Origin of the sequence: Pseudomonas lutea, from assembly GCF_000759445.1 — a bacterium.
Taxonomy (GTDB): Bacteria; Pseudomonadota; Gammaproteobacteria; order Pseudomonadales; family Pseudomonadaceae; genus Aquipseudomonas; species Aquipseudomonas lutea.
Genome location: NZ_JRMB01000002.1, coordinates 87909 through 111291, shown reverse-complemented (window position 1 = coordinate 111291; position 23383 = coordinate 87909). Strand labels below are relative to the sequence as shown.

Below are 23383 nucleotides of genomic sequence, written 5' to 3'. Positions count from 1 at the left end.
TGAAGCCGGATCAGCCTCTATACCTGGAGACCAGCATGTCAGAAGTCAGCCTGACGGCTCTCGATCATTCAACCGAAAAGGGTGCTTCGCTCAAGCAGCGACTGCTGCATGCCGAACGTACTTACCGTAAGCGATCCATTTTGTTGGTCGCTCCGCTTTTGATGTTTTTGTTAATCTGCTTTGTTTTCCCGATTGGCAACATACTTTGGAAGAGCGTCGACAACCCAGAGGTGGCCAGGGCGCTACCGTCAACTCTACTGGAACTCCGTGAATGGGATGGCAAGAGCCGTCCTGATGAGAAAGTTTATTCGGCGCTGGTCAGGGATTTGAAAGTGGCCAAGGCGGACGGGAAAATCCCGGGGTTGGTTAAACGTCTAGGCTATGAGGACGGCCGCTATCGCGCCTTGCTCACGCTGACGCTTAACAAATTGCCTGATGCCGACGCCGTATCCAAAGGCCGCGCTTTGATCGCCCAATCGACGATGTGGGCGGAGGCGAGTACCTGGAGGAGTATTCAGCGCGCGGGGCGCAATTTCACCAGCTATTACGTGCTAGCCGCCTTCGATCGCCAGGTTGATGTGGAAAGCGGTGACATTGTTGAGCTGCCCCAAGGTCAGGCGCTTTACCTGTCGGTAATGTTGCGAACATTGTGGATGGCCAGTGTGGTGACGTTGTTGTGCGTGCTGTTCGGCTACCCAGTGGCGTATTGGCTCGCTAAGCAACCTGGCAATCGGGCCAATCTGCTGCTAATCATGGTGTTGCTGCCGTTTTGGACGTCTTTGCTGGTACGCACGGCTGGCTGGATCGTGCTGCTGCAGAAAGGCGGTTTGATCAACAGTACGCTGGTCGGCCTAGGCTTTATTGACGAGCCGCTGCAACTGGTATTCAACAGGGTCGGGGTTTATATCTCCATGACCCACATACTTTTACCGTTCGTCATCCTACCTCTCTACGCGGTCATGAAGGGCATCTCTCCCAACTATGTCCGTGCCGCGGTTTCACTCGGAGCTCACCCGTTCCGGGCATTCTGGTCTGTATATGTGCCACAGACTTTCGCGGGTGTGACAGCAGGTGCGTTGCTGGTCTTCATCATGGCTATCGGTTACTACATCACGCCTGCGCTGTTAGGCGGACCAGGTGATCAGATGCTTAGTTACTTTGTCGCGTTTTACACCAACTCCACCATCAATTGGGGGATGGCCGCAGCTTTGGGTAGCCAGCTGCTGATCATCGTCCTCCTGCTTTATTGGGTGTATTCGCGCATTACCCGCTCAGCCAATCCAGGCCAACGCGCATGAGGTGTTTGATGAATCATCATTCCACACGGATCGAGCGAATCTGGTCGCCGATCTTTAGCGTATTCAGCCTTGGCATGCTGATCTTTCTGGTGGTCCCAATTTTGGTGATTGTGCCTCTATCATTCAATGAAGGGTCATTTCTCAGCTACCCGTTGAGCGGTTTCTCACTCCGCTGGTATGAAGAATTTCTTGGTTCTCAAGAATGGATGCGGGCACTGCGCAACAGCTTGATCATCGCGCCGGCAGCCACTTTACTGGCAACCGCGCTAGGTACTCTGGCGGCCGTTGGACTCGCCCGTGGTGAGTTTCGTGGCAAAGGGCTTGTCACGGCCGTCCTTATTTCGCCGATGATCGCTCCTTTGGTGATCGTCGCCGTAGCGCTCTACTTCTTTTTCGCTCAGATGAACCTTCTCAATAGCTATCTGGGCTTGGTCCTGGCTCATGCGGTGCTGGGGGTTCCTTTCGTGGTGATAACCGTGTCGGCAACATTGCAGGGTTACGACCGTAACCTTTCACGTGCTGCTGCAAGCCTTGGGGCACCTCCGTTTTTCGCGTTTCGCAAAGTGATGCTGCCCTTGATCGCGCCCGGTGTGATCAGCGGGGGGTTGTTTGCGTTCGCCACGTCCTTCGATGAAGTGGTGGTGACACTCTTTTTAGCCAGTCCCGCACAACGCACCTTACCGATGCAAATGTTTGGCGGAATTCGCGAGAACCTCAACCCGACTATCGCTGCGGCGGCGACCTTGATGATCGGTGCTTCTGCCTTACTGTTGCTCCTTATGGAGTGGTTGCGCCGTCGTAACGAAAAGCTCCGTGGCTCCAGTGCTATCTGATGTTTTCTTCCAACACATCCCCGTGGTGCTCATTGAGGTAAACGATGAAGGTCTTAGTCTCTGTAAAGCGCGTGATCGACTACAACGTGAAAGTTCGCGTAAAAGCGGATAACTCAGGCGTCGATCTCGCAAACGTTAAGATGTCGATGAACCCATTTTGCGAAATCGCTGTGGAAGAGGCTGTACGCCTGAAAGAGCAGGGAATCGCTACCGAGATCGTTGTCGTCTCCATCGGCACAACCAATGCACAGGAACAATTGCGAACGGCATTGGCTCTGGGGGCGGATCGTGCAGTCCTGGTCGAATCCGCCGCAGAGCTCAGCTCCCTGGCCGTAGCCAAGTTGCTCAATGCGGTTGTAACTAGAGAGCAGCCTCAGCTAGTGATTCTTGGCAAGCAGGCAATCGATAGCGACAACAACCAAACCGGCCAAATGCTAGCGGCGCTGACCGGTTATGGCCAAGGTACCTTTGCTTCGAAAGTTCAAGTCAGCGGCGACAGCGTTGTGGTGACGCGAGAGGTCGATGGGGGTGCCCAGACTGTATCCCTGAAGCTGCCCGCAATCGTCACGACCGACCTGCGCTTGAACGAGCCACGCTATGCGTCACTGCCCAATATTATGAAAGCCAAGAAGAAGCCGCTCGAGGTGCTGAAGCCTGAAGACTTGGGTGTATCAACCGTTTCCACAGTCACAACGCTTAAGGTCGAAGCACCAGCTGCACGTAGCGCCGGCATCAAGGTCAAGTCGGTAGCTGAGTTGGTCGACAAACTGAAGAATGAGGCGAAGGTAATCTAAATGAATATCCTCATAATCGCTGAACACGACAACGCAACATTGTCTCCGACCACGATGAACACTGTGGCGGCGGCGACTAAAATCGGCGAAGTCATTCATGTGCTGGTGGCTGGCCAGGGGATTGGTGAGTTGGCTGGAGCTGCTGCAAAAATTGCAGGCGTGACTAAGGTCCTGTCTGCTGACGATGCTGCCTACGCCCACCAGTTACCGGAAAACATTGCGTCTTTGGTGGTCGGTCTCACTCCGGGCTACAGCCATATAATGGCGGCGGCCACCTCTAACGGCAAAAACATCCTGCCGCGCGTTGCTGCATTGTTGGATGTCGATCAGATCTCCGAGATCATCTCGGTGGAGTCGCCTGACACCTTCAAGCGTCCGATCTATGCCGGTAACGCTATTGCTACTGTGCAATCCTCCGGCTCGGTGAAAGTGATTACAGTGCGTGCCACCGCATTCCACGCGGTTGCCAGTGAGGGTGGGGCAGCAGTAGTGGAAGCTGTCAGTGCAGTGCACGAAGGGAACAAATCGAGCTTTGTGAGTGAAGAACTGGCCAAGTCTGATCGTCCTGAACTGACCGCAGCAAAAATTGTAGTAGCCGGCGGCCGTGGTATGCAGAACGGCGATAACTTTAAACATCTGTACTCGCTTGCCGACAAGCTTGGCGCCGCAGTAGGGGCTTCTCGTGCGGCTGTAGACGCAGGGTTCGTGCCGAACGATATGCAGGTAGGTCAAACCGGCAAGATCGTTGCGCCGCAACTGTATATTGCTGTTGGTATTTCTGGTGCCATTCAGCATCTGGCTGGCATGAAAGATTCCAAGGTTATTGTCGCAATCAACAAGGACGAGGAAGCACCAATCTTCCAAATTGCTGATTACGGCTTGGTAGCCGATCTGTTTGATGCGGTTCCAGCGGTTCTTGCTGAGCTCGACTGAGTCCTCGCCGTTCACAAAAAAGGCCTGTTTAAAACCAGGCCTTTTTTGTAGCAAAACGGTTTATCCGTTGACCCATTTGCTCGTGTCGTCTAGTGCGCTGCCGAATCTTTCAACAATTGACCTCACTTCATCTGCATTGATTATCAGTGGAGGGCAAAAGGCAATAGCATCACCCATGTTGCGGGTGATCATGCCGTGAGCTAAAGCGCGTCCTGCAAGGTGGCGGCCTAGCGTGCCCGGTACATCCAAAGGAGCCTTGGTTGTACGATCGGCGACCAGCTCCACTGCGGCAATGAGCCCAGCTCCGCGAATCTCGCCTACCAGAGGATGGTCGCTGAAGCGCTGCAATTCTCGACGCAGAAGCTCGCCCATGCTCGCAGCATGGTCAACCAGGTTTTCTTCATCGATGATCTTCAAGTTTTCCAGCGCAACCGCGGCTGCGACAGGATGACCACCGCCGGTGAAACCATGACCCAAGGCGCCGAAGGACTTGGTTTGGTCAGCGATGCCTTGATAAACCCTGTCATTGAGGAGGATTGCAGAGATAGGCAAATACGACGAGGACAGCTGTTTGGACAAAATCATGATGTCCGGTTTGATGCTAAATGTCTGGCTGCCAAACATGTTGCCGGTACGTCCAAATCCACAGATCACCTCATCGGCGACTATAAGAATGTCGTGTTTGCGGCATACGTTCTGGATTTTTTCCCAGTAAGTCCGTGGCGGCACAATCACGCCACCGGCGCCCATTAAGGGTTCACCTACAAAAGCCGCGATAGTTTCAGGGCCTTCCCTCAGGATCAGCGTATCCAGCTCCAAGGCCAAGCGATCGGCAAATTGTTCCTCGCTTTCATTAGGCAGCGCGTGACGATAGTGGTGAGGACAACCCACATGCAAGAAGCCCGGTAAAGGCACATCGAAGCCACGCTGGTTAGCTGGCAGACCGGTAAGGCTTGCACTGGCGAGAGTAATGCCATGGTACCCGCCAATGCGGCTTATGAGTTTTTTGCGACCTGGCTTGCCTAACGAGTTATTGAGATACCAGAGCAGCTTGATCACGGTGTCGTTGGCTTCAGACCCGGAGTTGGTGAAAAACACCTTACTCATGGGCACAGGAGCCATGTTGATCAGTCTCTCTGCCAGTTCAATACTCGGCGCGTGAGCCTTGTGTCCGAACAGGTGGTAGAAGGGCAACGTCGACATCTGCTTTTCAGCAGCCGCCACCAAACGTTTATTACTGAAGCCCAATGCTGTGCTCCACAGTCCGGCCATGGCTTCGAGGTAACGATTGCCATGCTCATCAATCACAAACACCCCATCGCCTCGCTCGATTACCAACGGCCCCTGCTCCTCATGAGCTCGGGCATTTGTGTAGGGGTGCAGCTGGTGACGCATGTCTTTATCGGCAAGTGACGAACGTGTTGTGCTCATGATGATCTCGCTATGGGATGGGACCGCGTAGCTGATCATAATGCATGATGCATCATGTTGTGTAGCTGGTTTTTTCGCCATAAAAGGGTGATGATGTCTGCTGTGCTGCCGGCCGGCTCGTCCATGCCCGGCTAGAGCCTTCATAATTCGGATTTGATATGAGCTACCCAATCGGCGGAATAAATCATGCATATCTCGGTACCAGCGTCTATACGTCGCTGCGGGAAGCGCTGGTCACAGGCAAGCTCAAACCCGATGACAAACTTCGTATTCGTGACTTGGCGACTCAGTTGGGCACCAGCGTCACGCCTGTGAGGGACGCGATTCTTCAGCTTGCCAAAGAGCAAGCGCTTGTCATGAAAACCCCCAAAGATATTCGTGTTCCAATCCTGACGGTCCAGCAGTATCTGGAGATTCATTCAGTGCGCTTGGCGCTGGAGGGATTGGCTGCTCAGACGGCGGCCTCAATGGTCACCGACGAGGATTTGGAGCGCATTGAATCAAATATCAATGCCAACCTAGATGCTATTCATCGTGCAGATATGGGAGAAGCGTTGAGTCTCAATCAAAGCTTTCACTTCTTTTTCGCAGACATCGCGCAGATGCCACTAATGAGAGGCTTCCTGGACAGCCTGTGGATGCGCACCGGGCCGCTCCTTGCTCTGGCATACAATCGTTTCTCTGAGAAGATTGCGATTGAGCACCATTGGGAAGTACTGGCCGCATTGAAGATTCGAGATGGCGCCGCCGCTAGGCAAGCGATCTGCGAGGACATTATCGACGGTCATGACATGCTGCTCGAATACATCAAAAGCAGGTAGTTGCCCCTGTTCAGCTGATTCGCATGGCGTCCTCTAGAGGAGTGAAAGTGGCGCGGCCAGCCTACGATGTTGAGCTAAGGTTGCTTCCATCGGTCCGCTCGTAGCGCACAGAAATGGGGTAACCGCTTTCGGCCCAAAGCGCTTAGCCACACCGGCTGCTTTCGACCCTAAGCTGACTGTGGCGACAGGTGGAAGTCGGTCCCGAACAGACATTCAAGAGGGGACATCATTGGGATAGCTACGAAGCACCTCATAGGTCAATCCAGCCTCAAAATATGAGGCTCTCCATTCGAGAGATCCTGCATGTGACTCGCACAGCAAGCGAGCGATACATCCAGCTTCACCCATTGAAATCTCTTCCACTTCCGCGATATCTCCAGGAGCCGCCTCCCGGGAGTTCAACCAATCAGAGAGCACTACCTTTGCTTGGTCAACATCGATCAGCTTTACGATGTCGCCTTTGGAAAGTGTCATGACGTCTCGCCTAAACTTGTGCCGGTATCTGGTTTGTAAACGCGCTTGGAGATTTGCGAAAGGGCTGCTCCTGGCCGAAAGCGGTCAGTCATTCGACCGCTTAGATCGCGGCGATTAAGCTGGCACCTAATCACCTGCATGGAACAACGTATGACAGAGGTTTATCAAGGAAGCTGCCTGTGCGCAGCCGTGGTTTATGAGCTGCTCGGCCCGCCAAAAGCAGTCAGCCACTGTTACTGCAGCCAATGTCGCAAAGCGCATGGCGCAGCATTCGCTTCGTACGGCAGCGTACCGCGCGGCGCGCTGCAAATACTTCGCGGTTCTTCATGGGTCAGAACCCACGCTTCCTCTGAGATTGCATCACGGGAGTTCTGCGGGCAATGTGGTTCAACCTTGTTTTGGTCGCGATCACAAGGCGAGTTCGCCGACTGGATTTCGATAGCGCTAGGCACGCTTGATACCTCTTTCATGCCTCAAACGCAGAAGCACGTTCATATCGAATCTGCAGCTCCTTGGTGGCCGTCATCCAGCCCATGCCCGCCGGTCAGCTGACCACGTTGGGTCGAAAGCGGTCAGGCGCGACCAACCGCCTTGATAGCTCTACGAAGAACCGCACTTACAGAACCCGCCCCAGATCACGTCCGGCAAAAGCACCAGCCCAAAGGTTCGTGCGAGTCGCCGAAGGGTGCACCCATAAAAGGAGAGCGTCAGTCTGGCTTGCTGAGACTTCTCCAGATGCACCGGTGTACCGCAACGATGCGGCGACGCGATGGCCTGTAGTCGTGGTGAGGGTTATTTCCTAGCAGCGCCGCGGTCCCTGGCCAGAGTCCGACGCAAGCGGAAGTTATCCAGCCCCAGCGAGATGAGTAGCACGACACTCAGCACCGAAAACGCGTCGTCGCCCAGATAATGCAAGATTGCCCAGGCGAGCATCGAGAGGCCAAGTGCGCAGATCAACAGCAGGAAAGAATCTTTCATGCGGTGTGCTGCCAGTGTCGATACAGCATCTTCCCTGGGTGGTTCGACGTGTAGAGGCCCGGGTGCCGCTGAATGCAGGTCCGCATCCACTCTCGGTCCAGCTGGTTGCGCGTCAGCAACAACATGACGTCAGACATCGACGTGCCGTTGGCAAGTACGCGTCCTGTCGCCACTGCGATGCTGCCAACAACAGCGCCCGCGTAGAAAGCGGCCGAGCAGGCGCCGACTACGGCGAGCTTTTCCAGCCGCGTGCCCGCACCAACGATTTCCATAAGGGTGACCCTGGAACCGAACTTGTCGATCTGGGTGGCCAGGGCCGTGGCAGTCGCAAGCGCAGTGGTTGCGTTGGCGAAAAGCGTTTCGGGGGCGGCAAGCCCGAGAGCATCCATGTTTTCTTTGAAGTACTGGTAAAACTCAGACATCTTTTGTCGTCCCTGGCAAAGTGGTCTGCACAACCCGTAGACGGCCCAGGTGCGCAGGGTTGGCATCGTAGCCACCCGGAATGGGCTTGTCCAAAAAACCCTTTGCGACCTGGGTAGCTTTTTGCCGGGTGGAAGAGCTATCGACCCATGGCCCCTTGTGCGTCGAACGGAGGCAAGACTCACTCATAGGCTTGGGCACAGGGTCGGAGAGGCCCTTATCGAAAAACCGCACCAAGGGTGTGCGAATGCGCGTCAAACACTGGGGTCACCAGCCGTCACTGCTCCTGCCCGTACGACGGCTCACAGCGTATAAGACACACCCACCTGAACGGTGCGGGGCTCTCCAGGGTAGGCGTACACATTGCCGAACGCGCCTTCTTCAAAATCCCGATCGAACAGATTTTTCACGTCAAGATTCAGCCTGATCTTGTCATTGACCTTGTAGTAGCTCAGTAGATCGGCGACGGCGTAACTGCCCATGCTGAATGCCGTGTTGGCGGTCTGTCCGGCACGCTCATCGACGTATTTCGCACCTACACCCAGGCCAAGCCCTTTCAGTTCGCCATCCTGAAACTCGTACATGTTGAGCAGGCTGAAACTGTTCTTCGGGATGTTCAACAAACGCGTGCCGGATTGCAGCACGTTGTCCTTGGTCACTTCAGCGTCGACGTAGGCGTAACCGCCGATGACTCGCCACTGGGGTGTGACATTGCCGGCGACGTTGATGTCCAGGCCCCGACTGCGCACTTCGCCTGCCGCAACGCTGAAGGTTGAGTCGACCGGGTCTGTGGTCAGCACGTTGCGCTTTTCGATTTGATAGATCGCGGCATCGACGCTGAGCTGGCGATCCAGCGCTTCCCATTTGACGCCGATCTCATAGGACTTGCCCTTTTCCGGCTCAAAGCCGCCGCCTTGACGACTCGCACCGGTGTTGGGCTTGAACGAGCGAGCGGTGTCGGCATAGACCGCGACAGTGTCAGTCAGGTCGTAGCTCAGGCCCACGCGTGGTGTCACCGCGTTGTCGCTCGCCTCCCAGCTTTTCCCGCCCGGCACGTAAGTGTCGTAGTCGTGCTCGAAACGCTCAAATCTAGCGCTGCCCAACAACCTCAAGCGATCAGTGAGCGCTACTTGATCCTGCACAAAGGCCGCGTAGGTCTTGAGGTTTTCCTTGTCGTGGGTGGGCGTGCGGGTCAAGGCAGGTCGCGGCTGACCGTACACCGGATTGAAGATGTCGATTGGATACGCACTGACGGCACCGCTGGAACGTTGAATGATGGAGGTGTAATCGTAATTTTCGACCTCCACGCCGGTCAGCAAGGTGTGGTCCAGGCCCATCGTCGAGAAGTGGCCGGTCAGGTTCAGCTGGGTATCCTTATCCGTCCACTCAAGCTTGCGGTAGTTGAAATTGCGGCCCAGGGTGCGGCCGTCGTCAGCCACGCCGTTGGCTTCTATCGCGTTGCCTTGCAAGCTGCCGTCCAGCCACTGGAAACCGCCGGCCAGTGTCCAGTTTTCATTGAGCAGATGCTCGAAACGTAATTGAGCCATGTTGTTGTCGTTGTGCAACTTGCCGGCGTCTTTCTCGCCAAAGAAAGTGTCCCGGGAGGCCGTACCGATCTGCTTGGCGTAACGCGTCACGCCGCGATCCAGCGGGTGATTGTTACGCATGAAATCCCCCTCGAAAACGACCTTGGTGTCATCGGATGCTTGCCAGCTCAGGACGGGGGTAACTCCGTACCGCTCGGTTTCAACGTGATCCCTGAATGTGTCTCCTCCTTCGCCTATGACGTTCAGTCGGTACGCCAGACGACCTTCATCGTCCAGCGGGCCAGAGGCGTCCAGGGTGCCGCGTTTCATGCCCTGATCATCGAGCTGACTGCCCAGGGTCACGGTGCGTTCGGCAGTGGGCTGTTTGGATACGACGTTGAACGTGCCGCCCGGATCGCCACGGCCGTATAAAGTCGTGGCCGGGCCGCGAATGACCTCAAGACGCTCGATGCTGTTGGCGTCCGGCATATTCGGGTAGCCCCGGTTGATCGGGAACCCGTTGCGATAGAACTCGCCCGTGGTGAAGCCACGTACGGTAAAGGTGGTGAGGCCTTGTCCGCCAAAATTGTTGGCCCGCCCCACACCGCCTGCGTAGTCCAGCGCATCCTGCAGGCGCGTCGCACCCAGATCGTCAACGACGTCCCTGGAAACGACGCTGATCGACTGGGCGGTTTCATGGATCGAGGTATCGGTGCGGGTGACACTGGCTGAACGAGTGGCGTGATATCCGTTCACCGGGCCGAAGGCCGACTCATAATCTGCGGTACCGACAATGTCTGTCGCCTCCAATTCCAGGCTGTGGGGCAGGGCGGGGATCTCTTCAGCCCACGAAGAAGGCGAGCAAGCCTGGAGCACACAAAGGGACAGCAACGTACGACGCATCGAGGGGAGCCTTAGCTGGAAGAAAGACGTGTTGGCGTCCATGCCAAAGGGCGCGAATGATATTTGATATGTAACAGTAATGATATGTATTGCTATTCGTGACGCTGCAATCCGTACGACAAAGCGGGCAAGGCGCTGGATTCGCCGCGCCGCGTGCATCGGGCCCCTATTTCACCGGCAGGGCATTGCTACCGCTGCGCCTGTTGTCGCTCGACTTGTCGGGTCACAATGACGAGCCCAACATCGCGACTGAATGTCGAGAGTGCCGGGCGTGCTTGATGCACCTTTACTGCGTCATACGCACCAGGACGTTCAGATCGAATTCCTCGAGACCAGACCGGTCTCATTCGCAACCCGCGCTGCTGCGTCAACAAGATCGGCGAGGCGTGCCGACCCAGCCGGTACAATCCCCTGTCACTGCCCACCCGGAGCCTGTGCTTCCAATGTCGTTGTTCACTCGCTTGACTGCTTTTTCCACCCAGAGCGGCAGGGCGGTCGGCCTTGTCTGGGAGACTTCCCGCCCCCTGTTCAGCGGCTTGATCGTGGCGACGCTGATTGCCGGCATTTTGCCCGCACTTGCCGCCTGGATCGGCCAGCGGATTGTCGATGCCGTGGTTCAGGCGATGCAGATCCATGCGACTGGAAGCCAGGCGCCGGTTTGGCCTGTCCTGCGTTACGTGTTGGCGGAGGCGGGCGCGTTGGCGTTGCTGGCCGCGGCGCAACGGGCGCTTTCGATGCAACAAGCGCTGCTGCGGGTGCAGCTGGGCCAGAAGGTCAACCTGATGATCCTGGAAAAGGCCCAGACCCTTTCGCTGCTGCAGTTCGAGGACTCGGCCTTTTACGACAAGCTGGTGCGCGTGCGCCGCGATGCGTCCACCCGGCCACTGGGCCTGGTTACCAAAGGCCTGGGCCTCGCGCAAAACCTTATTTCGCTGGCCAGCTTTGCAGTGTTACTGGTGCATTTTTCCCCTTGGGCGCTGCTGATTCTGGTGCTCGGCGCGCTGCCGGTGTTCTTCGCCGAGACGCACTTTTCCGGTAATGCCTTTCGCCTGTTTCAGCGTCGCGCTCCGGAAACCCGCCAGCAAAATTACCTGGAAGCATTGCTGTCCCAGGAGGCTCACACCAAGGAAGTGAAGCTCTTCGGCATGGCGCCGTTGTTGCTGCAGCGCTACCGCGACAATTTCACGCGCCTGTACGCCGAAGACCGCCGGCTCACCGTGCGCCGTGATGGCTGGGGCTTTGCCCTCGGGTTATTGGGCACCGCCGCGTTCTATGTGGCGTACGCCTGGGTGGTGCTGGACACCGTTCGCGGCCAGACCACTCTGGGGCAGATGACCATGTACCTGGTGCTGTTCAAGCAAGGACAGGTCGCCATCACTGCCAGCCTCAGCGCGATTGCCGGTTTGTACGAGGACGGCCTGTACCTGTCCGACCTCTACGAGTACCTGGAGGTGCCGGTGGCGCCTGGCCGAGGCACGCTTAAGGCCGGAGCGCGCCCGGGCGACGGTCTGCGCTGCGAGCGGCTGGGGTTTCGCTACCCGGGTGCCGCGCAGCCCACGCTGAGCAACATCAGCCTGCACTTGAAGCAGGGCATGAGCCTGGCCCTGGTGGGCGAAAACGGCTCGGGCAAAACCACACTGATCAAACTGCTGACCCGGCTCTATACGCCTGACGAGGGCCGGATCCTGCTGGACGGTAGCGATTTGCAGGACTGGGACGAGCAGGCCTTGCACCAGCGCATCGGGGTAATCTTTCAGGACTACATCCGTTACCAGATGACGGTCGGCGAAAACCTTGGAGTGGGTGACGTCGCAGCGTTCGATGACCAGGCCCGTTGGCGCGATGCGGCCACTCAAGGGATCGCCGCCGAATTCATCGAGCGCTTGAGCAACGGCTACTACACGCAGTTGGGACGCTGGTTTGTCGGCGGCCAGGAACTGTCCGGCGGGCAATGGCAAAAACTGGCGCTGTCACGGGCCTACATGCGCCGTGAGGCCGATCTGCTGATTCTGGATGAACCGACGGCCGCCCTCGACGCTGCGGCGGAGGCTGCCGTATTCGAGCGCTTCCGCACGTACGCCGAAGGGCGCATGACGTTGCTGATCTCTCACCGATTTTCCAGCGTACGCAACGCTGATCACATCATCGTGCTGGATCAGGGCCGGATTCTGGAAGAAGGCACTCACGAGCAACTGATGGCTGGGGGCGGGCGGTACGCCAGCCTGTTCAACATCCAGGCGCACGGGTATCGGTAATTGCCCCGACGACCCACTGCCGGGGCAACACTCGTTTGCCGCTGTCAGGTCACTTCGCGAGCAATACCGACGAATCGAAGCCCATCCGCAAGTTGCCCCAATGACGACCGTCAAAAAAGAACGGTACGTCAATTTCGGTCATGATTTCCCCGGTGTCGCGCAGGTAGGTCTGCAGCAGGAAGCGCTGGGTATTGCCTGCGGCGCGCAGGCCGACCGGGTCGGCGAACATGCGCTTGTTGCGGCACACCGGCAGGTCGATGGTGCGGTCACCGGTGGGCGGTTTCGAGACCCAGCTGTTGTTGACCGGGCAATAGCCCCGGTTGTCGACGATGAAGGAGACCTTGCCACCCTTGGTGCCTTTGGTCAGTGCGTCAATTTCTTCCTGGCACACTTTCGCGAAGCGCTCGCTGTAGCTGGTGACGTACTGTTTCGGGTCAGTGTTCGGTATCGGCTTGTAGTTTTGGTCAAACAGGTTCAGGCCTTCACGCTGCAGCTCTGCCAGGCGTTGCTGGAGAGTGTCGCGGCATTTCCCCGCCCGGGTGACCGCCGCATCAAGGGCGCCGTGACCCAGCACGAAACTGCCAAGCATCGCCTGTACGCGCTCGGCGACGCCCAGCAAATCGCGCGTAGCGGTTGCGGAATGCTGCATGCGCTGATCGATCGACTGGCTGTCGGCATAGATTTGCGCGACCCGCTCGTTGATTCCGCTGTTGCTCACGGCGAAGTTCTCGACGTGCTCTGCAATGCCCGCCAGCTTGCCGCTGGTGGCCTCGAAATCAATGATCATGCTCTCGAAGTGGCCGGAAGCCCGCTCCACGATCGTGCGGGTTTCGCGCGCGCTATGGCTGATGTGCGAGGTCTGTTCGTGAGTGGACGTGACTTCCAGCAACATCGCGTCGATGTCCCGGGAAATATCATCGGTGGCCGTGCTGACGTTTTGCGCCAGCGTGCGCACCTCGTCGGCAACCACCGCAAATCCGCGTCCGCTCTCACCCGCGCGTGCGGCTTCGATGGCAGCGTTGAGAGCCAGCAAATTGGTCTGCGAGGAGATTTTCTGAATCAGACCAACGATGGACTTGATGCTCGAAGAGCGCTGTGTCAAAGCGGCGACCAGGGTGCTGAATTCGTTGAGGCTGTTGGAGATCTCGCTAATTTTGCCGGTGACTTCCAGCAGCTCGGCGTACGAGTTGCGGGCCATGTCGAGGTTCTGCGCCGTCGTGCTGGTAATGCCCTGAGTCTGCTGTGAGACCTCGTGAATATTACCCACCGCCATATTGCTTTGCTCCATCACTTCTTTGGCAAAACGTGCCTGATGGGTGGCGCTGTCGCTGGAATCGCTGATGTTTTTCAGGGAGCGCGCCGACTCGACGGCAATCTGCACCGTGAGCGCCTGGATCTCGCTGATGGTCTCCCGCTGTCTGGCGAGGAAGCGGTTGCACGTGCTCGCCAGCACCCGGATTTCATCGTGGGTGAGCAGCGGCAGGTCCTTGGACAAATCGCCCTTGCCGTTGGCAATGTCTTCCAGGGCGTGGGTCATCAGCGTGACCGGGCGCACGATCAGGTGACGGAAATACCACACCATGAAGCTGATCATGGCGAAGGTAAACAGCGTACTGAACAGAATGGCGTTGCCAAGACTGTCCAGGCTGCTCTCGATGCCCTGCACCACAGTCGCATCCAGTGAGGTACTGCTGAGCTTCGCAAGGATGTCCGTACGCGTGCTCACGGCGCGCCAATACACACCGCCGCTGACCGCGACGAGCAGGAAGAGGCTCGAGAGTTTTTTGGTCAGGGTGTTGAAAAACTGCAGCTCGATTGACTCGTATAGCTCCTTGAACATCCGCATTCCAACGGTTCCCCTCTTGGTTAAACACTGATCCCTAATGGATAGTGTTCGACCTGAAACAGGAAAGCTTTAACGAATGCTGGCCAGGTTGGCTGATCTGGATCTCAAACCTCTCCGCGTTGCCGCTTTCAAAGAAGCCAAACGCCTTAGTTGCAAATACCTCATGGTCGCCTGGCCGTTGTCGGTTAATATTTTCTGAGTGTTCGCCGCACATTTTAAGAAAATCTTGGCGCGGTTAAGAAAATCCAGCCATAGAGAGGGGGAGATATGGGAAATCTAGTGGGTTACGCCCATCTGATCAAGGCGATGGAGCTGGAGGTTATAGGGGTAAAGAAGCCTGCACTCGTTCAACCCGTCACCCGCATTGAGCAGATCACCGGCGCGCTCGCAGTTCCGCCGGCGGTCGCACCGGACGCTGGTGATTACCTCGCCCACATTGTCTTTGCGCTTAAACATGAGGGCGTCAATCTTTCTAGTTGGCCCAGGCTGGAAATGCCAAGAGGCTAAAGTTGAAAGACGTTTAAGCCATCCTCGGAGACCCTGTTCCCATGCTTGAAATCAATTCCCGCACCAAGGTCCTGACCTTCGATTGCTACGGCACACTGGTGCAGTGGCACCGAGCCGTCCGCCACGCTGCCGCCGCCATCCTCCAGCGGCATCTCGCGGCCGAGGCCCCGGATCAAAGCAGCTCGGCCCTCGCGGTCCGGCTGCGTGAGCGCGCGGTTGAGCTTCAACAGCAATCAGGTTTTCTGGACTATGAGGCGGTGCTTGAAGCGAGCCTGCGCGAAGCGTTGGGTGAAAACGGCTTTGAGGCCGATGCCCAAGACCTTGAAATCCTCCTGGCCACTCTGGGGAAGATCGCGCCGCACCCCGAGGTGCCTGAGGTGCTTGCCCGGTTGCGCCAGCATTACCGGATCGCCGTGATCAGCAACACCAGCGACGCATTAATTGGCGGCACCATCGCCGCGATTGGGACCCCCATCGATTTTGTCATCACTGCTCAGCAGGCACGCGTCTACAAGCCCGATCACCGTCTGTTCGAGCATTCTCACGCCGTGATGGGGGTTACGCGGGATGAAACGATCCACGTCGCCATGGGCCAGTTCTCTGACCTGAAGGTATGCCAGGAACTGGGCATTCGGTCGGTCTGGATTGACCGTGAAGGTGAACCTCTCGACCCGGCCTGGCACCCGGATGCGGTGTTGAAAGACCTCTCCGGGCTGCCGCAATTGCTGATGCCGACGTTGGGGTAACGCCAGGCGCCTATGGCTTCACCGCAGCAGGCGGAAGGTCTCGCGCACGTGCTCGGTGAGTACCGTCGGGTTTTCGAGAGCGGCGAAATGGCCGCCGCTCTCGGCTTCGGCGAAGAACCTCAGATCATCGAACCGCGCGTGCGCCAAACGCTTGGAAAGGCGAAGCAGCTCGCCGGGAAACATGCTCACACCCGCAGCCGTGGGCTGAGGCGGGGCCGGACCGCGGGTCTGCATTTCACGGATGCTTTCCCAGTAGAAACGCACCGAGCTGGGGCCTGCGTTGGGCAGCCAGTACAGCATGATGTCGTCGATCAACGCGTTGATGTCGATCACCTGCTCCGGTTGCCCGGAGCTGTCGGAGGCGTCCTGAAACAACGCGTAGATCCACGCCGCAAGACCGACCGGCGAATCGGCCAGCGCAAAGCCGATCGACTGCGGACGGGTGCTCTGGACTTTCATGTAGCCGGACAGCTCGCGCTCATAGCGTTGAGCGTCGGCCAGCATGCGCTGTTCCTCAGGCGTGGCGTCAGTGATTTCAGCGTCGGTGGGCTGGTACATCACCATGTTCAGATGAATGCCCACCAGGCCTGGCGGGCTCATGTGACCCAACGCCGTCGTCACGGCCGCGCCCCAGTCACCGCCCTGGGCAGCCCAGCGGTCGCCATAGCCTAGGCGTTTCATCAATTGAACCCAGGCGGCAGCGGTCTTGCCCACGCCCCAGCCCGGTGAGCGTGGTTTGTCACTGAAACCAAAACCCGGCAGGGCCGGAATCACCAGATGGAACGCGTCGCTGGCCTGCCCGCCGTGGGCGGTGGGGTCGGTGAGCGGGCCGATCATCGCATTGAACTCCAGGAGGGAGCCGGGCCAGCCATGGGTCATCAGCAAGGGGAGGGCGTCAGCATGGGGCGAACGGATGTGCAGAAAGTGAATGCCCAGCCCGTCGATTTCGGTCCGGCTGCTGTTCCACTGATTGAGCCGGGTTTCAGTGGCGCGCCAGTCGTAATTGTTCTGCCAGTGCTCGACCAGCGCGCGCACTCGCTCAAGCTGCGGGCCCTGGCTGATGTCGGAGACGGTCTCCGCGTCAGGCCAGCGGGTCTGGGCCAGGCGTACGGCAAGGTCGTCGAGTTGTGCTTGCGGGATGTGGATGGGGAAGGGCTGAATGCGGTCGGTCATCATCGGTTTCCTTGCACATGAATACGGGCCAGGGTGTCGCGCACGGATGCCCATTCACGTTGGCCGTAACGGTCGTTGTCAAGCTCGAGCAGCTTGCCGCGGCCGCTCATCATGTCTCGTAGATACTGCATGCCTTGCCAGGCAGGAAAAGGCTTGTCGCTTGCGGGTGTGAGCGCACGCACCACGGAGATGATCACCGACAACGCAGCGAGATTGCCCGGACGCAAGGTGCGGTAGGGTTGGCCTGTCAGCTCGGCCAGGGTGTTGGCGATCTGCGCGGGCGACACGCTGTTGCCGGCAATGCGCAAGAAACGCGGCGTGTCAGGGTCCAGGGCGGCGTCGGCTGTGAAGGCCGCGACGTCGTCCTTGGCCGTGAAGTCCAGCGCTTGCTGCGCGTCGCCGAAGTGCAGCACCCGGCGCCCGGGCAATACGATGGGGGCATCGCCTTCCAGCAACTCCAGAAAACCGCCGTTGAGGATGGAAGTCGCGGCGATGTCGGCGTGGTCGAGTCGTGCAGCGAATTGCCTGCGAAGGTCCATGTTGCGGTTGTCGCCGGGGCGGGTACGGGTGTAGTCGAGCGAGTAATCCGACGGAATGAACCGCGGGACTCCGGCGGCGACGGCGGCCTCCAACAGCGCGGTCTGTTGCTTGATGATGACCGTCTCCAGACCATTGAGCGTGGAGACCACACAACCCGAGCCGGCGACGGCACGGCGCAGGCCGTGAGCATCATCCAGTGAAACTGGAATGATCACGGTATGGTTGCCTTGCAATCCTTCCAGTCGCGCCGGCTCAGTGTCGGGCCGAACCAGTGCGATGATGCGGGCGCCGCGCGTGGCCAACGCCTGCACGACACGCTGGCCGAGATCGCCCGTAGCGCCGGCAACCACGATGGGTAACTCAGTGGTGTGATTCAAGGCGCGCTCTCATGATCGGAATGAAGGGACGGAAACGGCGTTTGCCGAGCCGATTTAACTGAACGTTACCGTTTAGTTGACGAACAAACAAGGCGGCTGTAAGTTGCCGGCCATGACCACAATCAAGACTCCATCCAAAGGCGGCAGGCCCCGGCAGAGCGAAGCGGGGGAGGTCGAGCGCAGGTTGCTGGATGCGGCCCTGCAGCGCTTTCTGGCCTGCGGTCTCGACGGCACGTCATGTGAGGACATCGCCCGCACGGCAGGTGCGAGCAAGGCCACCCTTTATGCGCGCTATGCCAATAAAGAGGCGCTGTTTGAGGCGGTGGTGCAGCGCCATGTCGCCACATTGCAGGTCCCTTCCGAGACCACGCCTTCGCTCGCGCTGCAAGACCGTCTGCGACACGTGGGCCGCGGCATTCTGGAACATGCGCTGCAACCCCGGACGCTGGCCATGATGCGCCTGGTGATCGCCACGTCTACCCGCGCCCCGTCGCTGGCCGCCGAGGTGAACCGCCTGGGCTGGGAAGGCGGGTTCTTGCGTGTGCATTCGGCCATTCTCGCAGGCCCGGACCAGCCGTCCGACCCTGACGGGCTGGCCCGTCAGTTCATCGATCTGGTATTCGCCCCGCATCAGCTTCGGGCATTGCTGGGCGAGGACCGCGAGCAGTTGGTCCGGGCCATTCCCGAGCGTGTGGAGTGGGGCCTCAAGATGGTCAACGCCGCAGACCTGTTGCGCTGACTGGGCTCTCCCGATTACTTGCGGCGCAACGCACCCCCCCAAAAAAAATAACCGGTGAAGTTCTCATCGAACGTGTGATGCCGTCCGTTCTGCATTCGTCTTGAATGCTAGCCCCTGCTGCCGTCGGGGAAACAATGACAAGGTCCGCCATGCAAACGCTGTTGAACGAGATCCTCGACGAAGTGCGTCCCCTGATCGGCCAGGGCAAAGTAGCCGATTACATTCCCGCGCTGGCCGACGTGCCAGCCGAACAGTTGGGCATTGCGGTGTACGGCAACGATGGCACCTTTTATTGCGCGGGTGACGCTCAGGTGCCGTTTTCAGTGCAGAGCATTTCCAAGGTGTTCAGCCTGGTTCAGGCGATTGGCCACTCCGGCGAGGCCATCTGGCAGCGCTTGGGTCATGAGCCCTCGGGGCAGCCGTTCAATTCGCTGGTGCAGCTGGAATTCGAGCGCGGGCGCCCGCGCAATCCCTTTATCAATGCCGGCGCGTTGGTGATCTGCGACATCAACCAGTCGCGTTTCGCCGCGCCGACCTTGTCGATGCGTGACTTCGCCCGGCGCCTGTCGGGCAACCCGCAGGTGATGATCGATGCCCGTGTGGCCGATTCGGAATATCAATTCCGCGCGCGCAACGCGGCCATGGCGTACCTGATGCAATCGTTCGGCAATTTCCATAACGAGGTCGAAACCGTGCTGCGCAGCTACTTCAGCTATTGCGCGCTGAAAATGAGCTGTCTGGATCTGGCCCGGGCGTTCTGCTTCCTGGCCAACGATGGCTTCTGCAAGCACAGCGGCGAGCAAATCCTCACCCGGCGGCAGACCCAACAAGTGAATTCGATCATGGCCACCAGCGGTCTGTACGACGAGGCCGGAAATTTCGCCTACCGCGTCGGTTTGCCCGGCAAGAGCGGCGTCGGGGGAGGGATCGTGGCGATCGTGCCGGGGCAGTTCACGGTGTGCGTGTGGTCGCCTGAGCTAAATGCCGCAGGCAACTCCCTCGCCGGGATGGCGGCGCTGGAGCGGCTGAGCTCGCGGATTGGCTGGTCGGTCTTTTGATCCGGGCGTGAACCCGCCGCGCTTGCGTGGTGCCTGCGCACCCTTCGCGGGCAAGCGGGCTCCTACAATGGGTGGTGCTGTCCAGCCGGGCAGGCGGTGTCCCCGCTCAGATCGACAGCGCCATAAAGTGATTTTCAAGAAACTCCACGCAGGCGCGCAGTTTGCCCGAGTGGGCCAGGCGCGTGGGGTACACCGCCCAGACATTTGCATTCTGGTGGTAGCCGGGCAGCACCTGGACCAGCTTTCCCTGTTCCAGCAGCGGCTTGGCGTCCCACATCGAACGCAAGACGATGCCTCGGCCATCCAGCGCCCATTGCAGCACGATTTCCCCACTGTTGGACGACAGCGGCCCGCGCACTTTTACCGTTTCATGGGCGCCATCGCGTTCCAGTGACCACACGCCGAAGGCGTTGTCGCGCTCCTTGATGACCAGACAATCATGATGCTCCAGGTCCACAAGCGATTGCGGGGTACCTCTGCGTTCAAGGTAGCCGGGCGCCGCGCACAAGATGCGCCGGTTCCGGACCAGTTGGCGGCCGATGTGCTGTCCGGGCAGGTCGTCGCCCACGCGGATCTCCAGGTCGAAGCCTTCGCTGACGATGTCCACTACCCGATCAAACAGGTCCAGACGGATCTCCAGCTCGGGATAACGTTCGGCCAGCATCGATACCGCCGGGGCCACGTGGTTCCGACCGAAACCGAAGCTGCTGCACAGATGCAGCCGGCCCCGAGGCGTCTGGTGAGCGTCGCCCAACTCGTCGGCCATGCCCTGGAAGTCTTCAAGAATGCGCATGGCCCAGACCTTCACACGCTCACCGTCATCGGTCAGGCTCACGCGGCGGCTGGTACGGTGCAGCAGGCGAGTGCCCAGCGTGCTTTCGAGGATCTGGATGCGCTTGGTGACGTAGGCGGCCGACAGTCCCAGCTCATCGGCGGCGCTGGCAAAACCGGATTTTCGGATCACGGTGAGGAATACCCGCAGATCCTCGGGAAGCGGCGTCGAGCCTTTCATGAGCGTCATCGTGAGTGAAACGGGTGGCCAAAGGGGCGATCAGAATAGCACCGTGTCGACGCACCTGAGCCCCGCTGTTCCAGTGTGGGCTCAGCCGGGCACGTGCGATTGGCTACCTCCAGGAATGCCACTCGGCGAACGCGCCGACAGCAGCTCGGGGAAAAAATCTTCAACCGCTTCGAGCAGGCGTTCGGGCGCTTCTTCGGCGATGTAATGACCTGACGGCAGCGCGTAACCGCGCACATCGCTCGCGACCTTTTGCCATTCCTTCAGAGGCTCGAAGCAGCGGCCAACCACGCCATCGGCGCCCCACAGGGCAAGCAGCGGCATCTCAAGACGGCGCCCGGCGGCAATATCCGCGCGGTCGTGCTCCAGATCCAGACCGGCGGAGGCGCGGTAATCCTCACAAATTCCCCGGGCGCTGCCAGGCAATTGCAGGCACCGCACATATTCGGCGAAAGCGGCGTCAGTAAAAGGCGTCAGGCCCGCGCTGCGGCTGCCCATCACGCTGCGCAGGTATTGCTCGGGATCGGCCTCGATGAGGCTCTCGGGCAGCGGTGCCGGCCGAATGAGAAAGAACCAGTGCCAATACGCGCGGGCGAAGGCTTCATCGGTTTGCTCGTACATCGCCAGCGTGGGCGCGATGTCCAGCAACGCCAGGCGCTGCACCGCATCGGGATGGTCCAGGGCCAGGCGATGAGCAACGCGTGCGCCCCGATCATGGGCCAGCACGCTGAACTGTTCAAAACCGAGCGAGCGCATCAACCTGACGTTATCCATCGCCATGGTGCGCTTGGAGTAATTGCTGTGCTCGGCATCCGCGGCAGGCCGGCTGCTGTCGCCGTAGCCGCGAAGGTCAGCCGCTACCACAGTGAAATGCTCGGCCAGCCGAGGCGCGACCTTGTGCCAGATGACGTGGGTCTGAGGGTGGCCGTGCAGCAATAAAAGACCGGGGCCTGTACCGCCCATACGAAAATTGATGTCGACGCCGTTGACGTGGCGTTTATAGGTCTGGAATCCGGCAAACATGGTTCGACTCCTTGAGCAGTTCCCCGAAAGCCTGAGGTCAAGCGGCGGACGATGCAAGAGCCCAGGCGTGTGAGGAAAGTTCATGAAGTGTGTTTCAGGTGGGGCCATCGAACGACGTTAATCGTTGCTCGTACACGTTTCGTGGACTTTGCATCCACTCTTGCGCCATTGATGGGCGCGGTCACGAGGCTATCTTGTAGCCAGGTTGCATCGCCTCGCAGTCGACAGGTGATGGCAGCAGGCGAACCACAAGAGGTACCCATCGTGACTGACCTTCCCAAGACGCTCTATCAAAAGCACATCGACGCACACACCGTCTGTGAACTGGATGACCAGGGCCACGTGCTGCTTTATATCGACCGCCAGGTGGCCAACGAATACACCAGCCCGCAAGCCTTCAGCGGCCTGCGGCAAGCCGGGCGTGGTGTCTGGCGGCCCAGCGCGACGCTGTGTGTGGTTGACCATGTGAACCCTACGGCCCCGGAACGTAATGCAGCCATGGCGGATCCCGGTGGCGCGCGCCAGGTGAGTTACTTCGAGGAGAACTGTCGGGACTTCGGCATCGAGCTGTTCAACGTTCTCGACAAGCGCCAGGGCATCGAGCATGTGGTGGCGCCCGAGCAGGGCTTCATTTTGCCTGGCATGGTGATCGCGGCAGGGGACAGCCACACCACCACCTATGGCGCCCTGGGTGCCTTTGGTTTCGGCATCGGCACTTCTGAAATCGAACACCTGCTGGCGACCCAGACACTGGTGTACAAGCGGCTGAAGACCCTGCGCGTGACGGTTGAAGGCCGGCCCGGCCCTGGGCTGGTCTCCAAAGACATCATCATGGAATTGATCCGGCAGATCGGCGCGTCTGGCGCAACCGGCTACGCGATCGAGTTCACCGGGCCGGCCATCAGTGCGCTGAGCGTCGAGGCGCGCATGACCATTTGCAACATGGCGGTGGAGGCCGGCGCCAGGGGCGCATTCATGGCGCCGGACGAGAAAGTCTATGCCTACCTGGCCGACAAGCCTCGCGCGCCAAAGGGTGAGTTGTGGAATCAGGCGGTCGCGCGATGGCAGTCGTTGCACACCGATGTCGGCGCCCGGTTCGACCGCGAAGTGCACATGCACATCGACAAGCTGCAGCCCATGGTCACCTGGGGCACCAGCCCGGACCAGGCTGCCGCGATCACCGGCTGCGTGCCGGACCCCTCGCAAGAGCCTGATCTGATCCTGCGGCAGGACCTTGAGCGTGCGCTGCGTTATATGGACCTGACGCCGGGCACGGCGCTGGCGAGCATTCCCATCAGCCATGCGTTCATCGGCTCGTGCACCAATGCGCGCATCGAAGACTTGCGCGACGCGGCGCGTGTCGTCAGAGGCCGAAGCGTGGCGCAGGGCGTGCGCGCGATGATCGTTCCCGGCTCAACGCAAGTGCGCGACCAGGCCGAGACAGAAGGGTTGGCGCAGGTGTTTCGCGATGCCGGTTTCGAGTGGCGCCAGTCGGGCTGCTCGATGTGCCTGGCGATGAACGACGATGTGCTCAATCCGGGAGATCGCTGCGCGTCGAGCACCAACCGAAACTTCGAGGGGCGGCAGGGCGCGGGTGCGCGCACCCACCTGATGAGCCCGGCAATGGTTGCCGCTGCTGCGGTCACTGGCCATCTGGTCGATGTTCGTCAATTTGGAGCGGAGGTTTGAT

General features: G+C 59.1%; 22 protein-coding genes. 12 read left to right on the top strand and 10 right to left on the bottom strand.

Translation table 11 applies throughout. From position 1 onward, the window contains the following. The first annotated feature begins 35 nt into the window (after positions 1 to 35). The 4 genes from LT42_RS12675 to LT42_RS12660 are packed head-to-tail and all read left to right on the top strand — an operon-like array spanning position 36 to position 3858. On the top strand, positions 36 to 1298 hold the full coding sequence (locus LT42_RS12675; RefSeq protein ID WP_037013545.1) for an ABC transporter permease: 1263 nt from the start codon (positions 36 to 38) through the stop codon (positions 1296 to 1298). 8 nt (positions 1299 to 1306) lie between these two features. Then, entirely contained in the window at positions 1307 to 2131 is an 825-nt protein-coding gene (locus LT42_RS12670; RefSeq protein ID WP_037013543.1) for an ABC transporter permease, read from the top strand. A gap of 44 nt (positions 2132 to 2175) precedes the next feature. Beyond that, positions 2176 to 2925, top strand: coding sequence for an electron transfer flavoprotein subunit beta/FixA family protein (locus LT42_RS12665; RefSeq protein ID WP_037013541.1), 750 nt, complete (start codon positions 2176 to 2178; stop codon positions 2923 to 2925). Beyond that, positions 2926 to 3858, top strand: coding sequence for an electron transfer flavoprotein subunit alpha/FixB family protein (locus tag LT42_RS12660; RefSeq protein WP_037013538.1), 933 nt, complete (start codon positions 2926 to 2928; stop codon positions 3856 to 3858). 60 nt (positions 3859 to 3918) lie between these two features. Here LT42_RS12660 and LT42_RS12655 read toward each other — a convergent pair whose 3' ends face one another. Then, complete coding sequence (locus LT42_RS12655) at positions 3919 to 5289, bottom strand: aspartate aminotransferase family protein (RefSeq protein WP_037017213.1); 1371 nt, start codon at positions 5287 to 5289, stop codon at positions 3919 to 3921. A 158-nt stretch (positions 5290 to 5447) separates the two neighbouring features. Here LT42_RS12655 and LT42_RS12650 point away from each other — a divergent pair, with 158 nt between their 5' ends. Next, positions 5448 to 6110 carry a GntR family transcriptional regulator gene (locus LT42_RS12650; RefSeq protein WP_037013537.1) on the top strand — a complete coding sequence of 221 codons (663 nt, stop codon included), beginning with the start codon at positions 5448 to 5450 and terminating at the stop codon, positions 6108 to 6110. Positions 6111 to 6323: 213 nt separating this feature from the next. Here LT42_RS12650 and LT42_RS12645 read toward each other — a convergent pair whose 3' ends face one another. Continuing rightward, on the bottom strand, positions 6324 to 6584 hold the full coding sequence (locus tag LT42_RS12645) for a hypothetical protein (protein ID WP_037013534.1): 261 nt from the start codon (positions 6582 to 6584) through the stop codon (positions 6324 to 6326). A gap of 150 nt (positions 6585 to 6734) precedes the next feature. On the opposite strand from LT42_RS12645, the gene LT42_RS25295 reads away from it, so the two are divergent. After that, positions 6735 to 7136, top strand: coding sequence for a GFA family protein (locus LT42_RS25295; protein ID WP_081955385.1), 402 nt, complete (start codon positions 6735 to 6737; stop codon positions 7134 to 7136). A 240-nt stretch (positions 7137 to 7376) separates the two neighbouring features. Here LT42_RS25295 and LT42_RS12640 read toward each other — a convergent pair whose 3' ends face one another. From LT42_RS12640 to LT42_RS12630, 3 genes are all read right to left on the bottom strand, one after another. Then, a complete protein-coding gene (locus LT42_RS12640; protein WP_037013533.1) occupies positions 7377 to 7562 on the bottom strand; it encodes a hypothetical protein in 186 nt (61 codons plus the stop codon). Next, a complete protein-coding gene (locus LT42_RS12635; protein ID WP_037013531.1) occupies positions 7559 to 7984 on the bottom strand; it encodes a hypothetical protein in 426 nt (141 codons plus the stop codon). The genes LT42_RS12640 and LT42_RS12635 overlap by 4 nt, the downstream gene beginning before the upstream one ends. A 300-nt stretch (positions 7985 to 8284) precedes the next feature. After that, a complete protein-coding gene (locus tag LT42_RS12630; RefSeq protein WP_037013530.1) occupies positions 8285 to 10411 on the bottom strand; it encodes a TonB-dependent siderophore receptor in 2127 nt (708 codons plus the stop codon). Positions 10412 to 10854: 443 nt separating this feature from the next. Here LT42_RS12630 and LT42_RS12625 point away from each other — a divergent pair, with 443 nt between their 5' ends. After that, complete coding sequence (locus tag LT42_RS12625) at positions 10855 to 12666, top strand: ABC transporter ATP-binding protein (protein ID WP_037013529.1); 1812 nt, start codon at positions 10855 to 10857, stop codon at positions 12664 to 12666. Between the two features lie 49 nt (positions 12667 to 12715). On the opposite strand, the gene LT42_RS12620 is transcribed toward LT42_RS12625, so the two are convergent. Next, a complete protein-coding gene (locus LT42_RS12620) occupies positions 12716 to 14512 on the bottom strand; it encodes a methyl-accepting chemotaxis protein (RefSeq protein ID WP_037013527.1) in 1797 nt (598 codons plus the stop codon). A gap of 267 nt (positions 14513 to 14779) precedes the next feature. Between LT42_RS12620 and LT42_RS12615 the strand changes: the two genes are divergently transcribed. Together LT42_RS12615 and LT42_RS12610 are read left to right on the top strand one after the other, a co-directional pair. Beyond that, positions 14780 to 15019 (top strand): hypothetical protein, encoded by a 240-nt coding sequence (locus LT42_RS12615; protein WP_037013525.1) that lies wholly within the window; start codon positions 14780 to 14782, stop codon positions 15017 to 15019. 41 nt (positions 15020 to 15060) lie between these two features. Next, entirely contained in the window at positions 15061 to 15765 is a 705-nt protein-coding gene (locus tag LT42_RS12610) for an HAD-IA family hydrolase (protein ID WP_037013522.1), read from the top strand. A gap of 18 nt (positions 15766 to 15783) precedes the next feature. Here LT42_RS12610 and LT42_RS12605 read toward each other — a convergent pair whose 3' ends face one another. Both LT42_RS12605 and LT42_RS12600 read right to left on the bottom strand, forming a co-directional pair. Further along, positions 15784 to 16938 (bottom strand): epoxide hydrolase family protein, encoded by a 1155-nt coding sequence (locus LT42_RS12605; RefSeq protein WP_037013520.1) that lies wholly within the window; start codon positions 16936 to 16938, stop codon positions 15784 to 15786. Then, a complete protein-coding gene (locus tag LT42_RS12600; RefSeq protein ID WP_037013517.1) occupies positions 16938 to 17855 on the bottom strand; it encodes an NmrA family NAD(P)-binding protein in 918 nt (305 codons plus the stop codon). Before LT42_RS12600 ends, LT42_RS12605 begins: the two co-directional genes overlap by 1 nt. Positions 17856 to 17967: 112 nt before the next feature. Between LT42_RS12600 and LT42_RS12595 the strand changes: the two genes are divergently transcribed. Both LT42_RS12595 and glsB read left to right on the top strand, forming a co-directional pair. Continuing rightward, positions 17968 to 18594 (top strand): TetR/AcrR family transcriptional regulator, encoded by a 627-nt coding sequence (locus LT42_RS12595; RefSeq protein ID WP_037017210.1) that lies wholly within the window; start codon positions 17968 to 17970, stop codon positions 18592 to 18594. 149 nt (positions 18595 to 18743) lie between these two features. Beyond that, positions 18744 to 19652: a glutaminase B gene (gene glsB / locus LT42_RS12590; protein WP_037013515.1), complete on the top strand. Its 909-nt coding sequence runs from the start codon at positions 18744 to 18746 to the stop codon at positions 19650 to 19652. A gap of 106 nt (positions 19653 to 19758) precedes the next feature. Here glsB and LT42_RS12585 read toward each other — a convergent pair whose 3' ends face one another. Then, positions 19759 to 20673, bottom strand: coding sequence for a LysR substrate-binding domain-containing protein (locus tag LT42_RS12585; RefSeq protein WP_037013511.1), 915 nt, complete (start codon positions 20671 to 20673; stop codon positions 19759 to 19761). An 81-nt stretch (positions 20674 to 20754) separates the two neighbouring features. After that, complete coding sequence (locus LT42_RS12580) at positions 20755 to 21693, bottom strand: alpha/beta fold hydrolase (protein ID WP_052075273.1); 939 nt, start codon at positions 21691 to 21693, stop codon at positions 20755 to 20757. A gap of 264 nt (positions 21694 to 21957) precedes the next feature. On the opposite strand from LT42_RS12580, the gene leuC reads away from it, so the two are divergent. Continuing rightward, positions 21958 to 23382 carry a 3-isopropylmalate dehydratase large subunit gene (gene leuC / locus LT42_RS12575; RefSeq protein WP_037017204.1) on the top strand — a complete coding sequence of 475 codons (1425 nt, stop codon included), beginning with the start codon at positions 21958 to 21960 and terminating at the stop codon, positions 23380 to 23382. The last annotated feature ends 1 nt before the right edge of the window (position 23383 follow it).